At 69.4% G+C, this 24635-nt stretch carries 25 protein-coding genes; 12 read left to right on the forward strand and 13 right to left on the reverse strand.

Annotated features, from left to right (window positions below; all coding sequences use genetic code 11):
- Window positions 1-40 precede the first annotated feature (40 nt).
- Window positions 41-277, forward strand: coding sequence for a hypothetical protein (locus Hrr1229_RS15190; protein WP_123112110.1), 237 nt, complete (start codon window positions 41-43; stop codon window positions 275-277).
- 33 nt (window positions 278-310) lie between these two features.
- Here the strand turns inward: Hrr1229_RS15190 and Hrr1229_RS15195 are convergent, their stop codons facing one another.
- Window positions 311-1495, reverse strand: coding sequence for an MFS transporter (locus Hrr1229_RS15195; RefSeq protein ID WP_123112109.1), 1185 nt, complete (start codon window positions 1493-1495; stop codon window positions 311-313).
- Between the two features lie 199 nt (window positions 1496-1694).
- The gene (locus Hrr1229_RS15200) at window positions 1695-2885 is read right to left on the reverse strand and encodes a Xaa-Pro peptidase family protein (protein WP_123112108.1); all 1191 of its coding nucleotides are present in this window, start codon (window positions 2883-2885) and stop codon (window positions 1695-1697) included.
- A gap of 311 nt (window positions 2886-3196) precedes the next feature.
- Here Hrr1229_RS15200 and Hrr1229_RS15205 point away from each other — a divergent pair, with 311 nt between their 5' ends.
- From Hrr1229_RS15205 to Hrr1229_RS15215, 3 genes are all read left to right on the forward strand, one after another.
- Entirely contained in the window at window positions 3197-4168 is a 972-nt protein-coding gene (locus Hrr1229_RS15205) for a transcription initiation factor IIB (RefSeq protein ID WP_123112107.1), read from the forward strand.
- Between the two features lie 166 nt (window positions 4169-4334).
- Window positions 4335-4808 (forward strand): NUDIX domain-containing protein, encoded by a 474-nt coding sequence (locus Hrr1229_RS15210; RefSeq protein WP_123112106.1) that lies wholly within the window; start codon window positions 4335-4337, stop codon window positions 4806-4808.
- A 142-nt stretch (window positions 4809-4950) separates the two neighbouring features.
- Window positions 4951-7305 carry a hypothetical protein gene (locus tag Hrr1229_RS15215; protein ID WP_123112105.1) on the forward strand — a complete coding sequence of 785 codons (2355 nt, stop codon included), beginning with the start codon at window positions 4951-4953 and terminating at the stop codon, window positions 7303-7305.
- Between the two features lie 167 nt (window positions 7306-7472).
- Here the strand turns inward: Hrr1229_RS15215 and Hrr1229_RS15220 are convergent, their stop codons facing one another.
- Complete coding sequence (locus tag Hrr1229_RS15220) at window positions 7473-7778, reverse strand: hypothetical protein (RefSeq protein ID WP_004595838.1); 306 nt, start codon at window positions 7776-7778, stop codon at window positions 7473-7475.
- A 304-nt stretch (window positions 7779-8082) separates the two neighbouring features.
- Here Hrr1229_RS15220 and Hrr1229_RS15225 point away from each other — a divergent pair, with 304 nt between their 5' ends.
- Window positions 8083-9432: an adenylosuccinate synthase gene (locus tag Hrr1229_RS15225; protein ID WP_123112104.1), complete on the forward strand. Its 1350-nt coding sequence runs from the start codon at window positions 8083-8085 to the stop codon at window positions 9430-9432.
- 33 nt (window positions 9433-9465) lie between these two features.
- Here Hrr1229_RS15225 and Hrr1229_RS15230 read toward each other — a convergent pair whose 3' ends face one another.
- Window positions 9466-10332 (reverse strand): aldo/keto reductase, encoded by an 867-nt coding sequence (locus Hrr1229_RS15230; protein WP_123112103.1) that lies wholly within the window; start codon window positions 10330-10332, stop codon window positions 9466-9468.
- A gap of 141 nt (window positions 10333-10473) precedes the next feature.
- On the opposite strand from Hrr1229_RS15230, the gene Hrr1229_RS15235 reads away from it, so the two are divergent.
- From Hrr1229_RS15235 to Hrr1229_RS15245, 3 genes are all read left to right on the forward strand, one after another.
- Entirely contained in the window at window positions 10474-10962 is a 489-nt protein-coding gene (locus Hrr1229_RS15235; RefSeq protein WP_123112102.1) for an Lrp/AsnC family transcriptional regulator, read from the forward strand.
- Window positions 10959-12098, forward strand: coding sequence for an aminotransferase class I/II-fold pyridoxal phosphate-dependent enzyme (locus Hrr1229_RS15240; RefSeq protein ID WP_123112101.1), 1140 nt, complete (start codon window positions 10959-10961; stop codon window positions 12096-12098). The genes Hrr1229_RS15235 and Hrr1229_RS15240 overlap by 4 nt, the downstream gene beginning before the upstream one ends.
- 123 nt (window positions 12099-12221) lie before the next feature.
- The gene (locus Hrr1229_RS15245) at window positions 12222-13376 is read left to right on the forward strand and encodes an acyl-CoA dehydrogenase family protein (RefSeq protein WP_123112100.1); all 1155 of its coding nucleotides are present in this window, start codon (window positions 12222-12224) and stop codon (window positions 13374-13376) included.
- Between the two features lie 24 nt (window positions 13377-13400).
- On the opposite strand, the gene msrB is transcribed toward Hrr1229_RS15245, so the two are convergent.
- On the reverse strand, window positions 13401-13820 hold the full coding sequence (gene msrB, locus Hrr1229_RS15250) for a peptide-methionine (R)-S-oxide reductase MsrB (RefSeq protein ID WP_123112099.1): 420 nt from the start codon (window positions 13818-13820) through the stop codon (window positions 13401-13403).
- Window positions 13821-13954: 134 nt separating this feature from the next.
- Between msrB and Hrr1229_RS15255 the strand changes: the two genes are divergently transcribed.
- Window positions 13955-14191 (forward strand): CDGSH iron-sulfur domain-containing protein, encoded by a 237-nt coding sequence (locus tag Hrr1229_RS15255; RefSeq protein WP_123112098.1) that lies wholly within the window; start codon window positions 13955-13957, stop codon window positions 14189-14191.
- Between the two features lie 42 nt (window positions 14192-14233).
- Here the strand turns inward: Hrr1229_RS15255 and Hrr1229_RS15260 are convergent, their stop codons facing one another.
- Genes Hrr1229_RS15260 through Hrr1229_RS15275 form a run of 4 tightly spaced genes read right to left on the reverse strand, consistent with a single transcriptional unit; the run spans window position 14234 to window position 19081 of the window.
- The gene (locus Hrr1229_RS15260) at window positions 14234-15253 is read right to left on the reverse strand and encodes a carbohydrate kinase family protein (protein ID WP_123112097.1); all 1020 of its coding nucleotides are present in this window, start codon (window positions 15251-15253) and stop codon (window positions 14234-14236) included.
- Between the two features lie 13 nt (window positions 15254-15266).
- Window positions 15267-16352, reverse strand: coding sequence for a DNA topoisomerase IV subunit A (locus tag Hrr1229_RS15265; RefSeq protein WP_123112096.1), 1086 nt, complete (start codon window positions 16350-16352; stop codon window positions 15267-15269).
- On the reverse strand, window positions 16353-18833 hold the full coding sequence (locus Hrr1229_RS15270) for a DNA topoisomerase VI subunit B (RefSeq protein ID WP_123112095.1): 2481 nt from the start codon (window positions 18831-18833) through the stop codon (window positions 16353-16355).
- On the reverse strand, window positions 18830-19081 hold the full coding sequence (locus tag Hrr1229_RS15275; RefSeq protein WP_148041730.1) for a hypothetical protein: 252 nt from the start codon (window positions 19079-19081) through the stop codon (window positions 18830-18832). Before Hrr1229_RS15275 ends, Hrr1229_RS15270 begins: the two co-directional genes overlap by 4 nt.
- Between Hrr1229_RS15275 and Hrr1229_RS15280 the strand changes: the two genes are divergently transcribed.
- Both Hrr1229_RS15280 and Hrr1229_RS15285 read left to right on the forward strand, forming a co-directional pair.
- On the forward strand, window positions 19080-20153 hold the full coding sequence (locus Hrr1229_RS15280; protein ID WP_123112094.1) for a hypothetical protein: 1074 nt from the start codon (window positions 19080-19082) through the stop codon (window positions 20151-20153). The two genes, Hrr1229_RS15275 and Hrr1229_RS15280, sit on opposite strands and share 2 nt — an antisense overlap.
- 90 nt (window positions 20154-20243) lie before the next feature.
- On the forward strand, window positions 20244-21218 hold the full coding sequence (locus tag Hrr1229_RS15285; RefSeq protein ID WP_123112093.1) for an oxidoreductase: 975 nt from the start codon (window positions 20244-20246) through the stop codon (window positions 21216-21218).
- Between the two features lie 16 nt (window positions 21219-21234).
- Here Hrr1229_RS15285 and Hrr1229_RS15290 read toward each other — a convergent pair whose 3' ends face one another.
- A complete protein-coding gene (locus Hrr1229_RS15290; protein WP_123112092.1) occupies window positions 21235-21792 on the reverse strand; it encodes a hypothetical protein in 558 nt (185 codons plus the stop codon).
- Between the two features lie 115 nt (window positions 21793-21907).
- Window positions 21908-22102, reverse strand: coding sequence for a cold shock domain-containing protein (locus tag Hrr1229_RS15295; RefSeq protein ID WP_123112091.1), 195 nt, complete (start codon window positions 22100-22102; stop codon window positions 21908-21910).
- Between the two features lie 229 nt (window positions 22103-22331).
- Here Hrr1229_RS15295 and Hrr1229_RS15300 point away from each other — a divergent pair, with 229 nt between their 5' ends.
- Window positions 22332-23789: an MATE family efflux transporter gene (locus tag Hrr1229_RS15300; protein ID WP_123114812.1), complete on the forward strand. Its 1458-nt coding sequence runs from the start codon at window positions 22332-22334 to the stop codon at window positions 23787-23789.
- 16 nt (window positions 23790-23805) lie between these two features.
- Here the strand turns inward: Hrr1229_RS15300 and Hrr1229_RS15305 are convergent, their stop codons facing one another.
- Complete coding sequence (locus Hrr1229_RS15305) at window positions 23806-24063, reverse strand: hypothetical protein (protein WP_123112090.1); 258 nt, start codon at window positions 24061-24063, stop codon at window positions 23806-23808.
- Between the two features lie 109 nt (window positions 24064-24172).
- On the reverse strand, window positions 24173-24634 hold the full coding sequence (locus Hrr1229_RS15310; protein ID WP_123112089.1) for a universal stress protein: 462 nt from the start codon (window positions 24632-24634) through the stop codon (window positions 24173-24175).
- Window position 24635: the final 1 nt, after the last annotated feature.

Genomic DNA, 24635 nt, shown 5'->3' on the forward strand with positions numbered 1-24635 from the left:
CGAGGGAACGCTTAAAAGCGTCCGGCCGGAACGAGGGGGTATGCCAACCTTCGAACTGAACCTCTCGGACGACGTCTACGCGGAGTTCCAGCAGCTCGCCGAACAGGAGTTCGTCTCCGAGGAGCAGGCCGCGGAGGACCTCATCGCCTCCGGGATCGAGGCGTACAACGTCTCCGTCGTCGACGAGGAGCCGCGCGACGAGATGCTCGACGGCGCGGAGAACAACATGTTCGACACCGCCGAGGACCCCGGGAGCTTAGAGGACGACCGGCTGTAGGCAGATTCGACTGCCCGACCGACGGCCGATCGGTCAGTAACCGAGCCGCAACAGTCGATTCGCGAGCAGCGCGGCCAGCCCGAGCGCCATCACGCCCGCGAGTAGCCCGAACGCGGCCTCCCACCCCGCGACGTCTGAGATCGTTCCGACGACGACGCTTCCCGACGCCCCGATCACCATGTACGCGGTCCGGACGAGGCCGAACCCGGCGCCACGCTCCTCGTCGGACAGCAGGTCCATGAACCGGGACTGGACGGGCGCCCCCCACGACATCGCGACGCCGACGAAGCCGACGGCCGCGACCGTCGGGCCGAGGCCGAGGTCGAACCGCGCCGTCGCGACCAGGAGCCCGTAGCCGACGATGCCGGCGCTCATCGTCCCCATCGCGGTCGCGTCGCGGCCGAACCGGTCGGAGAGCGAGCCCGTGACCGGCTGCGTGCTGCCGTGGACGAGGAAGTACAGCGAGAACAGCAGCGCCGACAGCGCCGTCGAGAGCCCGCCGCCGACCTCCAGGAACGTCGGGAGGAAGGAGGCGGTCGCCTGCCACGTGAACGCCCCCATCGTCGCCAGCGCGGTCGTGTAGAGGATCGACGGCCGCGAGAGCAGTTCGACCAGGGGCGCGAGCGCGAACCGCTCCCGCAGCGGCTGATCGGGACGGATCGGCTCGGTGGGCCGCACCCGCCACGCGAACAGGGCGAACACGGGTACTGCGACGGCGACGCCGAGGAGGACGCCGGCCCGCCAGCCGTACCGCGAGCCGACGAGCGCGGCGACCGGCGGCGCGGCGAGCCCCGCGATCGGGCCGCCCGCGACGTGGACGCCGATGGCGCGGCCGATGTCGTCGTACTGCTTGGCGAGGAACGTCGTCGCAACCGAGTAGTGGAGGCCGGCGCCCGCGCCGAGCAACACGGTGAACAGCATGAAGACAGCGATCGACGGGGAGACGGCGATCAGCAGCGAGGCGACCGCGGTGGCGCCCACGGCCGTCAGGATGACGGCGCGCTCCCCGTAGCGGTCGCCGAGCACGCCGGAGGGGAACTGCGCCAGCGCGTACGCCAGCCACATCCCCGAGAGGGCGAGCCCGACCGTCGCGTTCGTGACGCCGAACCGCGCCGTGATCTGCGGGACCAACGGACTGATGGCCAGCCGCGCGACCATCGTCGCGGTGAACGCGAGCGTACAGAGCGTGAGCGCCGTGTGCCGGTACCGCCAGTTCACGGTCGTCGTTCTCGACCCGGGTGGAAGCGGGTTCCGGTCGCGGCCAGCCGGGCCGGCTGTGGTGTGCGATCGACCACCGAGCGGCGACGAGATCGGCGACAGCGACGAGATCGGCGACAGCGACGAGATCGGCGACGGCGACGAGATCGGCGACGGCGACGAGATCGGCGACGGCGACGAGACCGGTGACGGGGACCCGTCAGACCTCGAACGCGATCGGGTACTCCGTGAGGTTCTCGTACCCGTCCTCGGTGACGACCACGAGGTCCTCGATCCGGACGCCGCCGACCTCGGGATCGTACAGGCCCGGCTCGACGGTGATCACGTGGCCGGGCTCCAGCTCGCCCCCGCCGCTCGCGAGCCGGGGGGACTCGTGGACGTCGAGGCCGATCCCGTGGCCGGTCGAGTGGATGAACCCCGTCTCCGTCTCGGGGTCGGTGCGGAACGTCGGCTCGCCGGCGTCCTCGTACACCTCGCAGGCCGCGGCGTGGACCTCCTCGCCGGTCGCGCCCGGCTCGACCGCGTCGAGCGCGGCGTCGAGCGCGCGCTCGGTGAGGTCGTACCACTCCCGGAGCGCGGCCGGCGGCTCCCCGACGCAGAACGTCCGGGTCATGTCGGCGTTGTACTTCGTCGCCTTCGACCGGGGGAAAATGTCGACGATGATCGCCTCGTTCGCCCGGAGCGGGCCGGAGCCGCGGTCGTGGGGGTCGGCCGCCTGCGCGCCGCCGGCGACGATCGTCTCGTCGAGCGCGCAGCCGTGCCGGAGCAGCGTCACCTCGATCTCCTCGGCGACGCGCTCGCTGGTGAGCGGCTTGCCGTCGACGAGCAGGACGCCCGGCTCAGCGTCGGCCTCGCCGTCGGCGGGCGCGTCCTCGCCCGCCACGTCCGCGCTCGCCAGCAGCTCCTCTGCGGCGCGCATCGCGGCCCCGTTCGCCCGCTGTGCCTCGCGGATCGCGTCGACCTCCTCGTCGGTCTTCACGGCGCGGACCTCCCGGAGGAGGTCGTCGCCGTCGACCACGACGTCGATCCCGCGCTCGCGCATCGCGTCGGCGGTCCCGACCGGGCCGCGAGGCGGCATCGACATCGACTCGACCCCCTTGTCGCGGACGAACGCGGCGTACATGTCGTACCGCTCCTCCCGGCCGCCGTACTCGTAGTCGTAGTCGGCGTGGCGCTCGACGGTGTCGGCGTCGGCCTCCGCCTGCGCCCGCCCGTACTCCAGCCCGGAGACGAGCGCGTGGACCTCGCCGTCGGCGTACAGCGTCAGGAACGGGTCCGGGCCGGTGAACCCGGAGAGGTACAGCTGGTTCGCGTCATCCTGCGACGCGTCGAGCAGGTAGCCGTCGGAATCGAGGGCGGCGAGCGTCTCGTCGAGGCGAGTCCGGTTCATACCGTTCGTGGTCGGCCGATACCCAAATCGGTTGCCCTCGCGGAACCGTTTCCGTCCCGAACCCACCGAGTTTATCACGAAATATCTATATAGTGGCGGTCGGCCGACGGTCGACCGCGACCGGACGCGAATTTCGTTCGTGAGAAAACCGGCAACTATCGCCATCAGACGGTTCGAGACGACCTCTCGACGTACTTTTCAGATCCGATATCGGCACAAGGATTTAAATGTGTTCAGCCCTTACCTGATAGTGAGGAAACCAACCGAGACGCGTCTCTCGGTCCCCTCGTTCCCTCCATTTGAACCAACCAATGAGCGAAAACGTTCGAACGTACACGGCGGAGCATGTCGACGACGAGCAGGAGAGCGAGTCGGCCGACGAGGAACTGCGTTGTCCCGAGTGCGGCGGCCAGCTCGCCACCGACACGGAGCACGGCGAAACGGTGTGTGTCGACTGCGGGCTCGTCGTCGAGGAGGACGAGATTGACCGCGGGCCGGAGTGGCGCGCGTTCGACTCCAAGGAGAAGGACAGCAAGTCCCGCGTCGGCGCCCCGACGACGAACATGATGCACGACAAGGGGCTCTCGACGAACATCGGCTGGCAGGACAAGGACGCCTACGGCAAGTCCCTCTCCAGCCGCCAGCGCGAGAAGATGCAGCGGCTCCGCACCTGGAACGAGCGGTTCCGCACCCGCGACTCCAAGGAGCGGAACCTGAAGCAGGCGCTCGGCGAGATCGACCGCATGGCCTCGGCGCTCGGCCTCCCGGACAACGTCCGCGAGACCGCCTCGGTCATCTACCGCCGCGCGCTCGACGAGGACCTGCTCCCCGGCCGCTCCATCGAGGGCGTCTCGACGGCCTCGCTGTACGCGGCCGCCCGGCAGGCCGGCACGCCGCGCAGCCTCGACGAGATCGCGGCCGTCTCCCGCGTCGAGAAGGACGAGATCGCCCGGACGTACCGCTACGTCGTCCGCGAGCTCAAGCTGGAGATCCAGCCCGCGGACCCCGAGAGCTACGTCCCGCGGTTCGCCTCCGACCTCGGCCTCTCGGACGAGGCCGAGCGCCGCGCCCGGTCGCTGCTCGACACCGCGAAGTCGCAGGGGATCCACTCCGGCAAGTCGCCGGTCGGCCTCGCGGCCGCCGCCGTCTACGCGGCCTCCCTGCTGGTCAACGAGAAGGTGACGCAGAGCGAGGTCAGCGACGTCGCGAACATCAGCGAGGTCACCATCCGGAACCGCTACCACGAGCTGTTGGAGGCCGAGGACGGCGTCGCGCTGAGCTGATCGGCGCGCCCGCCCGACCACGTCGACGCTCCGCCTTTTCGTCGTCGACGCACCGCACTTTTGACGCCGGCGCTCCGCCGTTTCTCTCCGAGACCGGAGCGACCGGACGCCCGGTTTCGACTTCCGTTTTCCGAACGCACAAGCCCTCGCGGGCCGAGCAACGCGTATGGAGACCACCCGTCACTTCACCGCGACGACGTACGTCGTCAACGACGGCGCGACCGCGCTCCACGCCCACGACCGGCTCGGGATCCGCCTCCCGCCGGGCGGCCACGTCGACCGCGACGAGCTTCCCCACGAGGCGGCGCTCCGCGAGGTCCGCGAGGAGACCGGGCTGGAGGCCGAGCTGGTCGCGACCGAGTCGTCGATCGCGGGACCGAACACCCGCGGGCTCCCGGAGCCGGCCCACCTCATGCTCCACGACATCAACGTCCGCGAGGACGGATCGGTGGGCCACCAGCACGTCGATCACCTCTACTACGCCCGCGTCGACTCCCGCGAGATGGCGCCGAACGGCGACGGCGAGGTCGACCCGGACGCGTGGCGCTGGTACGACCCGACCGAGCTGGCCGCGAGCGACCTGCAACAGGACGTGATCGAGCTCGGCCGCGAGGCGATCGCGACCGTCGGGGACGCGTAGCCGGACGGGGTCTCGAGGGTCGAGCGGGAAAACCGCCGGACAGAGACCCGATCTCGGTCGGCAGAATCCCGCCCGATCGCTGTCAGACGAGCGTCTCACGGTCCGGAAGGTATTTGGGTCGTTGCAGGCCACATAAACCAAGATGGACGCACAGCGACGATCGGAGATCACCGGGTGGGACGCCCGCGAGTTCTCGGGCGGATTCGCCGGGCTCGGGCGCCTCGTCGACCGCGGGTTCTCCGGCGCGGTGACCGACGGTGCGGCGTGGCTGTTCGTGTTCGAGGGCCGCGTCGTCGGGACGGCCGACGGCGACCTGGACGAGTTCGCGGATGCCTCCGGCACGCTGTACGAGGCCCCCGAGGCGGTCCTCCCGGTGCTGTTCGCCATGCAGGAGCAGGGCGGCGAGCCGCGGGCGCAGTACTACACGAACGACACCCCGCTCTCGGAGGCGGACCGCAAGCTCTCGCAGGGCGGGTTCACCGGCTACGTCGAGCTCTCGGAGAACGTGCTCTCCGGCGACTACTACGTCACGTACACCGCCGGCGAGTCGATGGCCGCCGCGTACGTCGGCAACTCCAGACGGCTGGAGACCGGCGAGAAGGCGTTCTCGCTCGCCGACGACGAGGTCGGCATCTACACCGTCTACGAGGTCGACTTGGACGTCCGCGAGATTCCGTCCGACAGCGACGCGGGAACGGCCGCGTCCGGGGCGACCGCCACGAGCGATTCGGAGCCGGACGAGCCGGAACCGGACGAGGGATCGGCGGACGGGGCGACGGCGGACCGGACGGAACCGAGCGACCCAGGTCCGAAACGCAGTCCGGAACCCGAGGACGGTCCGGAGCCCGACGACGTCGCGTCTGGCGGGCCGACCGCCGTCGACGCGGCCCCGGACGCCGCCGGCGACGACGCGACCCCCGAAACAGCCGGAAGCGACGCGACCGCCGGAAGCGACGCGACCGCCGAGAGCCGTGATGGCCCCGGCTCCCGGGCCGAGACCGACCGCGACGACGACCAGTCGCCCGTCGACATCGGCGGGGCGGGCGACCGCGGTGCCGCGGGCCGACAAAGAAACGAGAGCGAAGCGTCGACCGAAGCCGGCGCCCGGGCGGACGAACCGGCGAGTGATCCCGGCGAGGGAGCCTCCGAAATCGCGCCCGGCGGCAAGGACGCGACCGCGGCCGGAACCGACTCGGACCGATCCGGAGACGCGACCGACGGAGCGCACCCGAGCGACGACGTGTTCTCCGAGGAGGAGCAGTGGCGCGAGCAGAAATCGATCCCGGCGCTCGACCCGTCCGAGGCGAGCGACCCGCCGGGCGGCCGCAACGGCGCCGGAAACGCGACCGGGGGCGGCTCCGGAGGGTCGCGCGACTCGAACGGCGCCGCGGGGCGGAACGAGGCCGGAACGGCCGCGCAGTCAGCGAACGAGCCGTCTCCGGATCCGCGCTCGACCGCCGAGGCCGGCGCGAACCGGTCGGCCGTGTCGCAGCGCTCTCGGGGGGCCGGCGAGTCGCGCGACGAGGGAACGCGTCGGGAACGCCTTCGGCAGCTGGAGAGCGCGCTGGAGGAGTCGGAGCGAGAGCGCGAGTCGCTGGCGGCTGAGTTGGACGAGGTCGCCGCGGAGCGCGACGACATCGAGGGCGAGCGCGACGAGCTGGCGACGGAGGTCGACCGCCTCGAGTCGGAGGTCTCGACGCTCCGCGAGGAGCGGGATCGGCTCCGCAACGAGCTCGCCGCGGCCCGGGAGCGGCTTCCCGAGAGCGACCGCTCGCTCTCGCCCGCGGAGGCCCGGAGCGGGACGAACCTCTTCGTCAGGTACGACTCCAAGGGCGGGGCGACGCTGGAGGACGCCCACGACGGCACCGTGGACCGCGACATGCTCCGCGAGAACCTCCGGATCGAGCACCACACGAGCTTCGAGACGGACGGGCTCTCGGTCGACGGCCGACCGTACGAGGAGTTCCTGCGGGACACGATCGAGTACGGGTTCACGCGCTGGCTCGTCGAGGACCTGCCGTTCGAGGTGAGCGGGACCGGCAATCAGAGCGTCCTCCGCGACCTCTACGACGCGATCCCCGAAGTCGACCGCGCGGAGATCGGCGGCTCGGTGTCGATCGCGATCCGCGAGAACGGCGAGGAGACGCGCGAGCAGCGCGCGTTCGATCTCGTCTTGCGCGACCGGATGGGGAACCCGCTGTTCGTCGCCGACCTCAACGACAGCCGGGACCCGACCGCCGAGGGGACGCTGGAGTCCCTCGTGAGCAACGGCCGCGACATCGCCGAGTCGAACGACTCGTTCGCGGGGGCGTTCGCGGTGACGGAGAGCTTCTTCGAGCCGGGCGCGTTAGAGACCGCGAGCGACGCCGTCGGCGGCGGGCTGTTCAGCCGGTCCAAGCGCGCGAGCTTCGTGAAGCTCTCGCGCAAGCAGGGGTACCACCTCTGTCTGGTCGAGGCCCGTGACGGCGGGTTCCACATGACCGTGCCCGACCTGTAGAGCGGTCCGCAGAACGGGACGTTTGACGAGGATCAGTCAGCGAGCGGTAACGGATGATTCCTTTCGCAACGCGAGGCGATACCGACCGGACACGGGACGCTCCCGGCTGCGTCCGACCGCGGTCAAAACGCGGACTCCCGGCGGGCGAGGCGTACGAACGAGGGCGTTCAGTTCTCGAGTTCGGCGGCGTCGTCGATCCGCATGGAGCCGAGCTTCTCGACCGTCTCGTCGAGCTTCTCGTCGAGTTCGTCGACGAACTCGTGGGTCCGCTCGGTGGTGATCGCGCCCTGGCTGGACGGCTCGATGAGGTTCTCCTCCTCGAGCACGCGCAGCGAGTAGCGGACCTTGTGGTGGGGGTAGCCGGTCTCGTTCGACATCTTCACGATGCCGATCGGTTCGTTTTCGATGACCATTCGCAGAACCTGGAGGTGGCGTTCCAGCATGTCTACCTCCTTCTCTAGTCGATCTATCATGGCACATGTTAACTCGTCATGCCCCGGTTTAAAAGTTGCTGTCGGCGACGGGGGCGGAGTCGCTCGATCCGGCGCTTTGACGTGGGAGTAGTTAACGTGTTCGATCGCTTCGACGACGACGGCCTTCGCGACCCGCCCGGACCGCCCGACTGAGACCGGTGACGGCGACCACGCGCGGGCGGAGAGCGACCGCACGAACGGGCACATCTCACTCGGCCGTGCCTCGATGTGATGCACGTCTGTGGGGTAAGACCGACGACGGACCGTAATCGGTTTTACCCCCCGGCCGGAACCTCCGGGCCGTATGACACTCACCATCGTCGGCTCCCAGCTGGGTGACGAGGGCAAGGGCGCGCTCGTCGACCGGTGGGGAGGGGACGCGGACGTCGTAGTCCGTTATCAGGGCGGCGACAACGCCGGCCACACCGTCGTCGAGGGGGGCGCGGAGTACAAGCTCTCGCTGGTACCGAGCGGCGCCGTCCGGGGCACGGTCGGCGTCTTGGGCAACGGCTGCGTCGTCAACCCGCGCACGCTGTTCACCGAGATCGACGACCTGCGCGATCGCGGGCTCGACCCCGACGTGCGGGTCGCCCGGCGCGCGCATGTCATCATGCCGTACCACCGCGTGCTGGACGGGATCGAAGAGGAAATCAAGGCGGACGACGACGCCGGCGACGAGGTCGGCACGACCGGCCGCGGCATCGGCCCGACGTACGAGGACAAGGCCGGGCGGCGAGGGGTTCGGATCGCCGACCTGCTCGACCCCGACGTGCTCCGCGAGAAGCTGGAGTACGCCGTCCCGCAGAAGCGCGCGCTCGTCGAGGACGTGTACGGGCTCGACCTCGATGACGACCGCGCCGAGGCGTTCGACGTCGACGCGCTCCACGAGGAGTTCGCCGCGATCGGCGAGCGCCTCGCTGACGAGGGGATGACCGTCAACTGCAGCGACTACCTCTACCGCCGCCGCGAGGCGGGCGACCGGATCCTGTTCGAGGGCGCACAGGGGACCCACATCGACGTCGACCACGGGAACTACCCGTTCGTCACGTCCTCGAATCCGACCGCCGGCGGCGCGGCGGTCGGTTCAGGAGTGGGCGTCACGACCGTCGGCGACGGCGAGGTCGTCGGCATCGTGAAGGCGTACCTCTCGCGGGTCGGCGAGGGACCGATGCCGACCGAGCTCGACGGCGACGCCGACGAGGAGGCGCTCGCCGACGACATCCGCGAGAAGGGCGGCGAGTTCGGTACCGTGACGGGTCGCCCGCGCCGGATCGGGTGGCTCGACCTCCCGATGCTCCGCCACGCCGCGCGCGTCTCCGGCTTCACGGGCGTCGCGGTCAACCACGTCGACGTGCTCGCCGGGCTCGACGAGCTGAAGGTGTGTACCGGCTACGAGCTCGATGGTGAAGAGATCGACACCGTCCCCACCACGACCGACCGATGGGAGCGGTGCGAACCGGTGTACGAGTCGCTCGACACCTGGGAGGAGTTCGACTCGGCCGCGGTCGCCGAGGGCGGCTACGACGCGCTCCCCGAGCCGGCGCGCGAGTACCTGGAGCTCGTCGCCGACGAGATCGACACGCCCGTCTACGCGGTCGGCGTCGGTCCCGACCGCGAGGAGACGGTCGAACTCGTGAACCCGTTCGACGAGTAGCGGACCGAGCGACCTTTTTTAAACGATCCGCCGCTACGCCTGCGGGTCGACGTCGTTCAACGCGCGCACGTCCTCGTCCGTCAGCGACAGCTCCGCGGCGGCGACGTTCGATTCGAGGTGCTCGACGCTCGACGTGCCCGGGATCGGGAGCGTCACGTCGGAGTGCTCTAAGAGCCACGCGAGCGCGACCTGCCGCGGCGTCGCGTCGCGACGGCCGGCCACCTCGCCGAGCGCCTCCGCGACGCCCTCCTCGTCGACCGTGTACATCGGCCCCCACGGGATGAAGCCGACGCCGCTGCGCTCGCAGGCCCGCAAGACGTCCTCGTCGTCGCGATGGCCGACGTTGTACCGGTTCTGGACGGTGGCGACGTCGACGATCTCCGTCGCGGTCTCCAGCTGTTCGACGGTGACGTTCGAGAGCCCGACGTGGGCGATCTGGCCGGCGTCTTTCATCTCCGCGAACGCGTGGACGGACGCCTCGAAGTCGGTGTCGGGGTCAGGACGATGGTACTGATAGAGGTCGATGGTGTCGGTGCCGAGCCGGTCGAGGCTACACAGCACCTGGTTTTTCAGGAAGTCCGGGTCGCCGTGGGGGAGCCAGTCGCCCTCGCGGTTGCGGAGCAGTCCGGCCTTCGAGGCGACGACCACGTCGTCGGGGTCGCCGAGCGCTTCGCCGATCAGCCGCTCCGAGACGCCCGGCCCGTAGGAGTCGGCGGTGTCGACGAAGTCGACGCCGAGCTCGACGGCGCGCTGGAGCACAGCCTTGGCCTCGTCCTCGTCGTCGGGTCGGCCGATGATGTCCTCGCCGGTGATCCGCATCGCGCCGAAACCGAGGCGGTTGACGGTCAGCTCGCCGCCGATGTCGAACGTGTCGCTCCGGTCGGTAGTGTCTGAAGTCATGGTCGGCCAGTCGCGGGCCGCGCCCAAAGTCGTGGGGATGGCGGAAGGATCGTCGCCGGAGGAGCGCGGTCCGCCCTCCGGCGCGCTCGCCCGTCTTGCGCACGTCGCTACTAATAAACCGCCCCCGTGCGATCGGAGGGTATGGACGCCGAGCGCGAGGTACTCGACGTGTTGGCGCGGAACGCCCGCGAGGACATCGACGACATCGCGGCCCAGACGGGCCTCGACGCGGAGGCGGTAGCGGACGCGATCGACGCGCTGGAGGCGGACAACGTGGTCCACGGCTACCAGGCGGTCGTCGACTGGGACCGCGTCGACGAGGGGAAGATCCGGGCGGTCGTCGAGATCAACGTCGAGCTCGACCGCGAGACCGGCTACGAGCAGGTCGCCGACCGGATCGCGAAGTTCCCCGCGGTCGACGCCCTCCACCTCGTCTCCGGGGACTACGACTTCGCCGTCGAGGTGCTCGGCGAGACGATGCAGGACGTCTCGCGGTTCATCTCCGAGCAGGTCGCGCCCATGCCGGAGGTCACCCAGACGGTGACCCACTACATCATGGAGACCTACAAGGACGGCGGGATTCGGTTCGAGGACGGCGACGACGACGACCGCCTCTCCGTGTCGCCATGAGGCTCTCGGACCGCGCCAGCGACCTCCCGGAGTCGGGGATCCGGAAGTTCTTCGAACTCGCGGAGGCGCGCGACGACGTGATCTCGCTGGGCGTCGGCGAGCCCGACTTCTCGGCTCCGTGGGCGGCCCGCACCGCCGCGATCGACTCGCTCGAGCGCGGGAAGACCTCCTACACGTCGAACCGCGGGATGGCGGCGCTCCGCGAACGGATCGCCGCCCACCACGAGCGCTACGACCAGTCGTACGACCCGGAAGAGGAGGCGCTCGTCACGACCGGTGCGAGCGAGGCGGTCGATCTGGCGTTCCGCGCGCTCGTTGACCCCGGCGACACGGTCGCCGTCCACGAGCCGACGTACATCTCGTACGGGCCGGGGATCGAGCTGGCCGGCGGCGAACAGCTCACGGTGCCGACCCGCGCCGCGGACGACTTCGCGCTCACGCGGGAGGCCCTGGAGGCGTCGGGCGCCGCCGACGCCGACCTCCTCGTCCTCTGCTACCCGAACAACCCGACTGGCGCGACGATGACCGACGAGGAGCTCGCCGAGGTCGCGGCCTTCTGCCGCGAGAACGACCTCCGGGTGGTCGCCGACGAGATCTACTCCGCGCTCACCTACGGCGCCGATCACGCCTCCATCGCCACGCAGCCGGGGATGCGCGAGCGCACCGTCGTCGTCAACGGCTTCTCGAAGGCGTACGCCATGACCGGGCTCCGGCTGGGGTACGCGCTAGGCCCGACCGACGCGATCGACGCGATGAACCGGATCCACCAGTACACGATGCTGTCGGCGCCGACGACGCCGCAGTACGCCGCCATCGAGGCGCTCGACCGCTGCGACGACGAAGTCGCGGAGATGGTCGACGAGTACAACCGCCGCCGGCGGCTCGTCGTCTCCCGGTTCAACGAGATGGGGCTCGACACGTTCGAGCCCGGCGGCGCGTTCTACGCGTTCCCCGACTGCGGCGGCGACGACGAGGCGTTCGCCGAGGACCTGCTGGAGGCGCAGGGCGTCGCGGTCGTCCCCGGCTCCGTCTTCGGCGCGGGCGGCGAGGGCCACCTCCGCGTCTCGTACGCGACTTCGATGCGAGAGCTGAAAGAGGCGACCGACCGGATCGCGACGTTCGTCGAGAACCGCTGAGGCGACGCTCGACGCGTCGCGGTCGCGGGTCGACGTCGGCGGACCGAGGTGTAAACGAAAAACTACTTGCGAATTGTTCGGCGTTCGCCAACGATTATCACGGTTTACCCTGATACTCGAGGTATGGAGTTTCAGCTGACCGACGAACAACGACAGCTTCGCGAGGAGGTACGGAAGTTCGCCGACGAGGAGATCCGACCGGTCGCGACCGAGTACGACGTCGACGAGAAGTACCCGCACGAGATTATGGACAAGGCCGCGGAGATGGGGCTGTTGGCTCCGCACGTCCCGGTGGAATACGGCGGCGTCGGGTACTCGTCGGTGGAGAACGCGATCCTGACCGAGGAGCTGTTCGCCGCCGACCCCGGGATCGGCCTCTGCGTCTCCAGCGCCGGGTTCGGCGCCGAGGCGCTGATGGAGTTCGGCACCGACGAGCAGAAGGAACGGATCCTCCCGGAGGTGACCGCCGGCGACGCCGTGATGGGCTCGGCCATCTCGGAGCCGCAGGCGGGCTCGGACGTGACATCGGTCGCGACGCGTGCTGAAAAGGACGGCGACGAGTGGGTGATCAACGGCTCGAAGATGTGGATCACGAACGGCACCGTCGCCGACTACTTCGTGGTCGTCTGCGAGACCGACCCCGAGATCGACGACCGCTACTCCGGCTACTCGCAGATCCTCGTGGAGGGCGACCGCGACGGGCTCACCCGCGACAAGATCACCGGGAAGCTCGGCATCCGCGCGAGCGACACCGCCGAGCTGCGGTTCGACGACGTCAGGGTCCCCGAGGAGAACCTCATCGGCCAGCGCGGGATGGGATTCCTCCAGCTCATGCAGTTCTTCGACGAGACCCGCACCGCGGTCGCCGCGCAGGGCGTCGGGATCGCCCGCGGCGCGGCCGAGCGCGCGCTGGAGTACGCGGAGGAGCGCGAGCAGTTCGACCGCCCGATCAGCGACTTCCAGGCGATCAAACACAAGCTCGCGGAGATGCACACGAACACCGAGGCCGCGCGGTGGCTGACCTACCGCTCCGCGTGGGCCGTCGACAACGAGTCGGGGGACCTCACGGCGCTCGCCTCGATGGCCAAGGAGTTCGCCTCGCGGGTCGCCGTCGACGTCGCCGACGAGGCGGTGCAGGTCCACGGCGGCGCCGGCTTCGTCAACGATCACGACGTCGAGCGGCTCTACCGCGACGCGAAGATCACCCAGATCTACGAGGGCACCACCGAGATCCAGAAGAACATCATCGCCCGCGAGCTGCTCGACGAGGGGATGTGAGCCGGCTGCTCGTGGCCGACGTCCCTACTCCTCGTCGTATTCCATCGCGACCGAGTTGATGCAGAACCGCTTGCCCGTCGGCTCGGGGCCGTCGTCGAACACGTGGCCGAGGTGCGAGTCGCAGTTCGCACACCTGACCTCGGTGCGGCGCATCCCGTGGCTCGTGTCGACCGTCGTCGTCACGTTCTCCTCCTCGGCGGCGTAGAAGGCGGGCCAGCCGCAGCCGGACTCATACTTCGTCTCGGCGTCGAAGAGGACGGTCCCACAGGCCCGGCAGCGGTACTCCCCGTCGTCGGGGTGGTGATCGACGTACTCGCCGGAGAACTTCGCCTCCGTGCCGCTCTTGCGGAGCACGCGGTACTCCTCCTCGGAGAGGCGCTCCCGCCACTCCTCGTCGCTCAGTGCCTCGGGGTCGACCGCGTCTCGCTCGCCGGTCTCGCTCATACAGCGAGTAGGGGACCCACGCTCAAGGGGGTTGCGGCGGGAACGGCGTCAGGCAGTGACCGTGTCACCCGGGCAGGCCCGGCTGACTCAGAGTCGGGCGTAAGCCGTATTCGGACGGGCACCGATCGACGTGTATGGCACGCGAAGTCACCCACGAGGAGCGAGGGCCCGCGGTGCTCGACGAGTCGGACATGGGCGACGACGACCTGATCTACGTCTGTCAGTGCGGCCTCTCGGACTCGAAGCCGCTCTGTGACGGCTCGCACAACGCGACCGCGGACGAGGAAGACGGCGTCGTTTATAAATACGCGAACGACGACGCGGACGGCGAGCGCCGCGAGGTCGTCGCGATCGAGTACGACGATCGGTAAGCGGTCGCGAGACGGCCGCCCGGTCGCGGGAACGGCGGTCGCTCAGGGCTCGACGGGGGGCCGTTCGTCGAGGAATTCGGCGATATCCCGTCCGCCGCCAGTACCGCCGGATTCGACGTAGTAGACCGCACAGGCGTTTCCACACGCCAACGCGAGGTCCCAGTCCCACCCGCACGCCAGCGCGTGGCCGAGCCCGCCAGTGAACCGATCGCCGCCACCGGTGTGCCGCACCGGCCGCTCGACGCGGTAGTTGTCGACCCGCAGCCGCCCGTCGCACGTGACGGCGGCGGCCTCGTCTCTCGCGTGCATCACCGCGGCCGTGATACCCGTCTCCTCTCGGATCGCGGCGAGCCGCGCGAGGTCGTCGTCGAACGGTCTGGAGAGAGGCGCGGCCGTCGTCCGAACCTCCTGCCGGTTGGCGGAGTACACCACGTCGAACGTGTCTTGGAGAGCGGCGACCGCGTCGAGTAACGCACCGATCTCGTCGGGAGGGGACCCGACGATATCGCCCGGATCGAACACGAACGGAACTCGCGGCACGTCCGTGTCGCTCAGCTCGTGAAACGCGCTCTCGAGCCCTCCCACGGACCCCCAGTTGCTACAGCAGACGGCGTCTCCCCCGAACGCATCCGAGAGGTCACCGACTCGGCGTAGCTCCGCGAGGGTCCACTCCGCGACCTCGGAGCTCTCGACGAACATCACGTCTCGATCGCTGAAGCCGAGCACGTACACGAGCGCAGGTGACCCCATCGACACGGTGGCGAAGGGCAGCGATTCGAATACCGGCGCGTCGAGATGGCCGTAACAGGTGACTGATCCGCCGAGCGCGTGCAGCTGTTTCGCCGTGTTGACCGCTTGACCACCGGGTTCAGTCGTCTCGACGGAAAACGAGAACGACGACCGATCTCCCAGAATCTCGCGGCCGAACGCGTCACGGGTCTCGAGCGACTCGGCGCCGTCTTCGACGACCGTACAGAAGTGGTCGACGCTTCCGTCGGGGAGCGTCGTCACCGTCGGGGACCCGGACTCACCGAGACGCCGCCGCAGCCGATCGTAGGGCATGCTACACTCGCCGTTAGATCACCCCCATCTCCCCGAGCCGTTCGGGGAGGTACGTGTCGGTGACGAAGTCGAGTCCGCGGCTCGCGAGCGACTGCTGTTCGGACTTCTTCCCGATGTCGAGCTGGAGCTCGATCTGCTCTTCCCAGTAGTCGGTCTGGAAGCGCGGGTCCTCGAGCTCCGACTCGAGGGCGTTCACGTCCGAGTCGGAGAGCGGGTCGGCCGGCAGGTCGTACTCGACGATGTCCTCGGGCTGGATCCCGACGAACTGCGCCTCCGGCGTCGCGAGGTACTTCGAGAGGTGCGCCGACTTGATCGAGCCGTACGCCACGGAGCCGTAGATCCGGTAGGACCACGGGTCGCCGTCGGCGAAGACGGCGATGGGGACGTCCAGCTCGTCGTGGACGCGCTTCGTGATCCGGCGGGTCGCCCGCGCCGGCTGGCCTTTTAAGTGAATGACGAGGCAGTCGTACGCCTCGTCGAACCCGTTCTCGACGAGTCGGTCGCGCATCCCGCCCGTCTCGACCGCGAGCGCGAAGTCGATGTCGTCGTCGAGGAACTCGATCATGTCCGGGTTGTTCGGGATCTGGTACCCCCCCTCGCCGACGTCCTCCTGACAGTGGATCTCGCGCTCGCCGCGGCGGGTCTGCTCGCGGATCTCCAGCGGGCCCATCAGCGTCGCGCCCGACTCCTCCGGGCGCATGTGGAAGTCCTCGCGGGTGACCCCCGTCACGATCTCTAAGTCCTCCACGAGGTCGTTGGACTCGTCCTGCGACTTGAACTGGGCCTCGTCGTTGTCCCACGACTCGGAGAGGTAGTACAGCTCCCGCAGCGTCGAGGAGCGCCCCTCGTCGAGCTGGTTCGCGAGGAACTCGATCGTGTACGCCGCCTTCAGCAGCTTGCGGGCGCCGCGCACCGAGTTGGCGCTGCGGGTCGACGTGCGGTCGCCGTACGTCCACACGCCGCTCTCCGTGTCGTACTCGATGTTGCTCTTCGTCCGCGTCGGGAGCTCCAGCTCCGGGATCTTCCCGCCCGCGAACTGGTCGTAGAAATCGGCGGCCAGGTCGATCAGCTCGTCTCGTGCGTCTGTGTCTGTCGTCATTTACGCGTTCACCGTGAGTTTCTCCGTCTCGACGCCGCCGACGCTGACCTCGAACTCGGCGTCGTCGTCGACCGCGTACGTCAGTTCCCGCTCGTCGCCCGAGGGCACCTCGGGCTTCCACTGGACGAACCACTCGCCGTCCATGTCGACGACCGTCCCCTCCGAGGGGTCCGTCGGCTCGGTCGAGACGATGTCGGTGATCTCCAGCTGCTCGTTGACGTCCGAGTGGTTCTCGACGACCAGCGTCACGGTGCCGTCCGACACCTCGCGCTCGACGCTGACGTTGTTCATGATGCGCGCCAAGGCCCCGTCGATGTCGGGGCGCGGGCGGCCCGTGACCTCCGAGACCTTGTCGGCCATCTCCGGGAGGATCTTGCCGAGCACGTCCTGCTTCTCGCGGCGCTGCTGCATCGAGCGCCGCTTGTTGAGGTACGACTTCAGCTCGCGGGCGGCCTCCCGCACCGCGAGCTCGATCTCGTCTTCGATCGCGGGGACGTTCGCGAGCGCGTCCTTCGACTCGCTGGTGAACGGGACGTTCGTGGAGGCGACGTGGATGCTGATGACGGCCGGCCCGTTCGGCAGGCCCGAGCCGCCGGGCTGGTCGAGCCCGTAGTTGCGCCACCCAATCGACTTGATCACGTCCGTCGTCGCGCAGGCGCCGCGCTGGTAGACGAGCGGGACGCGGTTCGCGAACCGGAGCAGCTCCACCGACCCCTCGGCCGGAATCGACCCGCCGTAGGCGATGCCGGCCTCGACGATGAACGGGTCGCCGCCGTGGACCTCGGCGTCGCGGGTCGCCGCCGCGTAGAAGTCGGCGTCGTACTCCTTCCGGAGCCCCGCCTCGACGAGCTCGGCCGTGATCGGCGCGAGGCAGTCGGTCGGCGGCGCGAGGATGTCCGTGGTCCGCATCGCGGCGAGCAGGTCGGCCGACGTGTCGCGGTCGCCGGCGATGTCCCGGACCTTCGGCGGGTCGTCGGGCACCGTGCGCGCCCGCGACCAGAACGCCTCGACGACGTTCTCGCGGGCGGTCTCGCCGAACGTCGCGTCGTGCTGCTCGGCGACGAAGTTGGCCGCGTCGGCGACGAGCCGCTCCAAGTCGTCGCGCGTGATCCGGAAGGCGCCGCCGTCGAGGTTGAGGAACCGGCGCGTTAGGGCGTCGGCCATCGCCTGCACGGCGGCGTCGTCCTTCCGCGTCGAGGTCGCCTCGTCCACGAGGGCGTACGCGTCGGCGACGAGCGGGGATTCGGCGTCTCCTGCGTCGCCGTCCTCATCGTCGCCGTCCGCGGCTCCGGCGGCGCCCCCGGCCGGCTCGCCGTCGGCGTCGACTCCGGTGATCGCCCGCCACGCCGCGTCGACCGCGTTCTCGCGGACGGTCCCGCCGAACGTCTTGCCGGTGTCGGTCTCGACCGTCTCGGCGACGTTGCCGACGATCGTCGCGAGCTCGGCCCGGGAGAGCCGGTCGTTGCTCGCGACCGTCTCGGCGACGCCCTCGGCGAAGTCGGCGGTCGCCGCCTTCCCCTTGTTGGCGACCGCCTCGCCGACCGCGGCCGCGACGTCGCGGTCGTCGTGCGCGCGCGGCGGCGTCCACGAGAGCTCGCGGCCGTAGTGGACGTCCCGGAAGTTGTCGATGACGCTGTCGGCGGTCTTCTTCCCGACCCGGGTGAACTCCTCCTGGAGGAACCCGGAGACGGAGTACGACTCGGTCGCCTCCAGCATCTTGATCAGCGCGCCGAGCTCGACCCCGTGCGGGTGCGGGCGGATCTCCTTCGTCTCCGCCGGCAGCTCGTCGGTCGCGCGCTCGAACTTCATCGGCTCGTCGAGCCCCGGCTCGCGCAGCTCGATCCGGGCGTGGGGGTTGACGACCGCGGTGTGTTTCACGTAGTCGTGGAGCTGCCCGCGGGCGCGCATGTTCGCCTCCATCTCCAGCTCGATGCGCGTGCCGTGGGGGCGGTCCCACGTCGCCTCCTCGTCGGCCTTGATCTCCGGCTCGTTGGTGTCGGTGTCGATGATGAGCTCGAAGTACTGCGCCCGCGACTGCCCCTTGGGACGCGAGGTGATCTTCGCGGGCTGCCCAGACGTCAACTGAGAGTACAGCACGGCCGCTGAGATGCCGATCCCCTGCTGCCCGCGGCTCTGCTCGCGGGCGTGGAAGCGGCTGCCGTACAGGAGCTTTCCGAACACCTTCGGGAGCTGTTCTTTCGTGATGCCCGGGCCGTTGTCCTCGATGACGACCCGGTAGTAGTCGCCCACCTCCTCGATCTCGATGTAGATGTCGGGGAGGACGCCGGCCTCCTCGGTCGCGTCGAGCGCGTTGTCGACCGCCTCCTTGACGGCGGTGACGAGCCCGCGGGCGCCCGAGTCGAACCCGAGCATGTGCTTGTTCTTCTCGAAGAACTCGGCGATGGAGATCTCGCGCTGGCCCTCGGCCAGCTCCTCCGCGATCCCCTCCTCGTCGCCGATCGTCGACTGGAAGGACGTCATTCGGTATCCTCTCCTTCCACCGAGGCACCTAAAAACGCACCGCCGGCGCGGTGAAAGTGGATCTCCGCGTCAGACGTCGTTTCGTCCGGGTGTGTGGGTCGGTTACGCACGGCGACGCGGGCCGACGGCAGCGGCGCTTCCGCGACGCGGTCGCGCTCCGGTACGTTGAAATAATTTAACTTTATTGAATAGTGTGGCACGGTGACGTGTGTCATATACACAACCGTGTCGAGAGGGAGCAGATCCATGAGAAACGACGACGCGAACGGAGAGGCGAATCGAGCGCGGGACGCGGACCGACCGCAGAACGCGAACCGACGCGGGGTTCTCCGGGGCGTGGCCGCGACCGGCGCCGCCGTCGTCTGGGGGTCGTCGGCCGTCGCGGGCGACCCGGGACGAGGTCGGGGGAACGGCTCCGACGGACCGTCAGCGGGCGGGTTCCCACCGAAGGGGATCACGGAGTACGGGCGGAGCGTCGATTTCGGTAACGGATCGGTCAGGACGTTCACGACGGAGACGCCGTCGGGCGAGCCGAAGTACCACGGCGTGAAGTTCGACCGCGCGGCGTTGGAGGGGTTACCGAGCGCTGACGACCTCGCGTCGGCAGACAATCGGGCTAAGACCGACAAATACCGCGCCGGTGGGCAGGCGACAAAGGTCCATTTCAAGCAGTCGCTGCAGTTCTTCGTCCCGTTCCCGGCCGCGGCGGAGACGCCGTTCACGTTCTTGGGACTCAACTGGAACCCCGGCGGTCACTTCGGTGGGGCGGGCGCGTGGCTCAAGCCGCACTTCGACGTCCACTTCCACATGCTCGACATGGCGACGGTCGATGCGGTCGAGGGGCCGAAGCTACCACCGTACGACACCGGGAACGGTGAGTACGATCTCGACGATTCGAAACCGGATCCCGACGGGCGGGTGACGAAGACGAACTTCGATTACGACCAGCTTCCAGAGGGATATGCACGGTCGCCCGACTCGGTCGCCGACCAGCGATATATCACAGACATGGGCGAACACACGGCTCCCGCGGACGCGCCCGAGCTCCCGGACTCACCGGGAGAGCCGGGGAACCCGGAGGCCTTCGATAACACCCTCATCCAGGGGTTCATCGGTGACGCCGAAACGTCGCGGCTGGCGTTCGTCGAGCCGATGATCACGAAAGAGTTTCTCAGAGACTTCGGGGGCAACGAAGCGTATGAGGTCCCGCAGCCGAGGGTCTACCCGCACGACCAGCAGCATCCGACCGAGTACGGGGTCCGCGACCTTCCGTCGAAGGACGCGATCGCCGTGGTGCTCGGGGGGTTCGAGCAGGTCTGACATGGGCTCCCGTCTCGTTCCGAGACCGCCCTCACGGCCGCTGGTTCGCCCGCCGACACCTTTCTCCGCGTGAGGGCCCTTCTGTCTCCCATGTCAGGCTGGACGGAAGACGAGATGCCGCGACTGGACGGGAAGACCGTCGTCGTTACGGGGGCGAACAGCGGCCTCGGCTATGAGGGGAGCCGCGCGTTCGCCGAGAAGGGCGCGACAGTCGTGATGGCGTGCCGGAGCGTCGAGCGCGGCGAGCGCGCGGCCGACGAGATCCGGCGGGAGAGCGCGGTCGACCGCGGCGATCTCGACCTCGACGTGCGCGAGTGCGACCTCGCGTCGCTCGACTCGGTGGCGGCCTTCGCCGAGGGGCTCGGCGACGACTACGACGCGGTCGACGTCTGCTGTAACAACGCCGGCGTGATGGCGATCCCGCGGAGCGAGACTGAGGACGGCTTCGAGACGCAGTTCGGCGTCAACCACCTCGGCCACTTCGCGCTGACGGGCCGGCTGTTCCCGCTTTTAAATAACGCCGAGGGAGTCGGGGGAGACGCGCGCGTCGTCACGCAGTCCTCGGGCGCCCACGAGCAGGGCGAGATGGACTTCTCGGACCTCAACTGGGAACGCTCGTACGGGAAGTGGAAGGCCTACGGCCGGAGCAAGCTCGCGAACCTGTTGTTCGCCTACGAGCTCCAGCGGCGGATCAACGACGCCGCGGCGGGAGACGACCCAGAGCGCGGCGACCCCGGCCTCCGGAGCGTCGCCTGCCACCCGGGTTACGCGGCCACGAACCTCCAGCATCGCACCGCGGAGGAGAGCGGCAGCCCGCTTTTAAAAGCCGGGATGAAGGCCGCGAACGCGGTGCTCGGGCAGGACGCCGCGACGGGCGCCCTACCGATGCTGTACGCCGCGACCGCCGACGTCGACGGCGGCGCCTACGTCGAGCCGGGCGGGCTCATGAACATACGGGGAACGCCGACCGTGGGGCGGTCGAACGACGCCTCCTACGACCGCGCGGACGCCCGGCGCCTCTGGGAGTACTCCGAGGAGGCGACGGGCGTCGAGTTCCCTATTTAAATAGGGCCCGCCGCGGCTAATGGAGCGTCCCCTCCCGCACGTGGGCGTCGTGGGCGAACAGCGCGTAGCCGACGTCGACCGCGCGGCGGCCGGTCTCGGCCGCGATTTCGCGGATCGGCTCGATCATCGTCACGTAGTCGTCGGCGTCGAACGACTCCTTCCGGCCGTCGAGGTAGCCCAACCGCTCCAGCGACGCCCAGACGCGGGTGTCGACGACGGCGTGGCTGTCCCCGTCGAGCGCCGCGACAACGCACGACGCCGTCGGCGTCTTGAAGCCCGCGAGTCCGGTGATCAGGTGAATCGTCGAGAAGTCGCCGTCGACGACGCGCGCGTTCCGGGTCACCTCCCGGCAGCGCCGCTCGGGGTTCTTCCGGACGTGATAGGCGCTCCGCGTCGACGACTCGTAGGCGATCTCGTAGAGCTGCTCGCGCGTCAGGTGCCCCTGGGAGCGGTACCGCTCGCCGAACTCGCCGAGCCGCTCCGGGAGCACGCCCTGCGTCTCGGCGTAGCGGTCGAGGTTCTCGGCGACGAACGCGTCGAGGTCGACGGGGTCGTCGGGATCGTCGGTCTCCATACCCGAGCGATTCTCGTCCGTCGACCAAAACACCGGCGCCGTCGCTCGCGGGCGTGATATACGCGGAACGTGTTTCGAGAGCTGTCCGTCGTCGCCGGTCGCGGGTACGGCCGAGCTACAGCCGAGTGAGGTTCTTCGCGCGCGGACCCTTCTCCGCCTCCTCGATCTCGAACTCTACCTCTTGGCCTTCCTCGAGGTCCGGGCCGCCGACGTCTTCCATGTGGAAGAACACGTCCTCGTCAGCGTCGTCACTCTCGATGAATCCGTAGCCGCCGGTGTCGTTGAAGAAGTCGACCTTGCCTGTCGCCATCGCATCCTGATAGACTCCCGACTGGGTGATAAGTGTTGCGTGCGCCCCGATTCTCCGCAGTTCGGTCGTTTCCGGCCCGAATAGACGCTGATTCCGTTTTTCCGAGTCGAACCGGTGCCGGTCGGACCGAGGGCCAACGGGAGCCGGACCGGTTCCCGAAACGTTAGGTCGCGAGCGGTCGTGCGTTCGAACAGAACTCGCCGTGGGAAACGACGACGCCCGGGTCGATATGACGACGGGGGCGATCTCCCCGAAGCTGTTCGACCTCGCGTGGCCGCTGGTGCTCGGGAACCTCCTCCAGACCCTCTACAACCTCGCGGACATGTTCTGGGTCGGGCGAGTGAGCACCGAGGCCGTCGCCGCCGTCTCGCTCATGTTCCCGCTCTCGTGGATGTTCGTCTCGACCGCGGTGGGGCTCACCGCCGCGACGATCGCCTTGGTCTCCCAGCACGTCGGCGCCGGCAACGACCGTCGCGCCGACGAGGTCGTGGGGCAGACGGTGCTGCTCGCGATCGCGGTCTCCGTCGCCCTCGCGGTCCTCGGCTTCGCGGCGCGCCACCGGCTGCTCTACTGGATCGGCGCGCGCGACGCGGTGTTCGTCGAGGCGCTCGCGTACATCGAGGTGATCCTCCTCACCCTCCCGCTCACGTTCCTCTTCTTCGCGTTCCGCGCCTCGCTGCAGGGCGCGGGCGACACGACGACCGCGATGTGGCTCGTCGGGATCTCCGCCGGGATCAACATCGTCATCGACCCCGTCTTCATCCTCGGGTGGGGCCCGGTCCCCGCGCTCGGCACGCGCGGGGCCGCGATCGCGACGCTGATCGCGCGCCTGTTCGCGACCGCGGCCGGCGTCGGGATCCTGCTGCGCGGCGACTGGGGGGTGAAGCTGTACCTCCGCGACCTCGCGCCGAATCCGGAGATCCTCCGGAAGCTCGTCGACGTCGGCTATCCGGCGACGCTCGACGGGTGGGCCCGGTCGTTCGCCGCCGTCTTCATGGCGGCGCTTGTCGCGCGGTTCGGCCCGGCCGCGACCGCGGCCTACGGGATCGGCGTCAGGCTGATGTCGGTCTCCTGGTCGGTCGCGGGCGCCGTCGGGCAGGCGACCGCGACGGGGGTCGGCCAGAACCTCGGCGCCGACACGCCCGACCGCGCCGTCGCCGTCACCCGCGTCGCCACCCTCGGGACCATGGCGCTTCTCGGCGTCGCCGGCGGCGCGGTCTGGCTGTTTCCGGCCGCCGCGATCGGCGTCTTCATCGACGATCCGGAAACGATCGCCGAGGGGGTCGTCTTCCTCCGCGTCGTCGCGCTGTCGTGGGGCTTCTTCGGCGGCCTCATGGTGATACAGGGGGCGTTCCGCGGCGCGGGACACACCAAGGCGGCGCTGGCGCTGTCCCTGCTCTCGCGGTGGGCCCTCCGGCTCCCGCTGGCCGCCCTGCTCGCGTTCGGCGCGGTCGGCGTCACGCTCGGCGGGGTCTCTGTGGGGCCCGTCGACGTTCCCGCGGTCGACGTCGGGTACGTCGGCTTCGACTGGGGCGCGGTGGGACTGTGGTGGGGGTACGCGACGGCCGCCGTGGTCTCGTTCGCCGTCGGCGCGGCGTGGTTCCTGCGCGGGACCTGGACCGAGGGCGTCGTCGACGAGGACGGCGGCGACGGCCCGGAGGCGTCCGTCGAGACGGTCGACGATTAAAAAGAGGGAGCCGCGTCTAGCGCTGCTCTCTCGCCATCTGCAGCGAGATGAAGAAGCCGAAGTACGCCGGGATGCCGGCGAGCATGAACAGGTACAACACCCACTGCGGGGCGGTCGAGAACGCGAAGTCGTAGAGCAGGGACACGAGCGTCACCCACGCGACCGCGAACACGAGGTCCTGTAGCATCCCGGTTCGGTTCTCGCTGACCTGCGACCGGACGCGCTCCGCGAGGCTCTTCTCGTTCGGGTCGTCGGTCGTGTCCGTCTCTGGCATAGGTGAGCGTGTCGGTCGGGGTACGTCGGTGTTCCGGAAGCGAGGCGGTTCGGCGGCGATGCGGGTCGGCGCCCGGGCGGCAGGCGAAGCCCGGGGCCGGGCCCGCGGCTCAGTCCTCCTCGAGGTAGTCGACGACGAGGACGGGCACGTGCGTCGAGCGCAGCGTGCGCTCGGTGACGCTCCCGAGGAGCGCGCGCCGGACGCCGGCGCGGCCGTGGCTCCCCATCACGATGAGGTCCACGTCGTGGTCATCGGCGTAGTCCGCGATCACCTTGTGCGGGCGGCCGCCGGAGACGTGTTCGACGACGTCGACGTCCCGCTCGGCGCCGCGCTCGGCGACGGCGCCGGTCGCCTCGTCGGCCTTCTCTTTCAGCTCGCCCATCTCGCCGAACCGGCCCTGCTTGAGGCGGTCGACCTGTTCGGTGCCGAGACTGAGGTGGACCGAGTCGATGTCGACCACGTACAGCGCGTGGACCTCGGCGTCGTACTGCTCGGCGAGGTCGAGCGCGTGGGCGACCGCTGACTCTGCGACATCGCTACCGTCGGTCGGGATCAGAATGCGTTCGTACATG

The sequence above is a fragment of the Halorubrum sp. CBA1229 genome (genome assembly GCF_003721435.2).
GTDB lineage: Archaea > Halobacteriota > Halobacteria > Halobacteriales > Haloferacaceae > Halorubrum.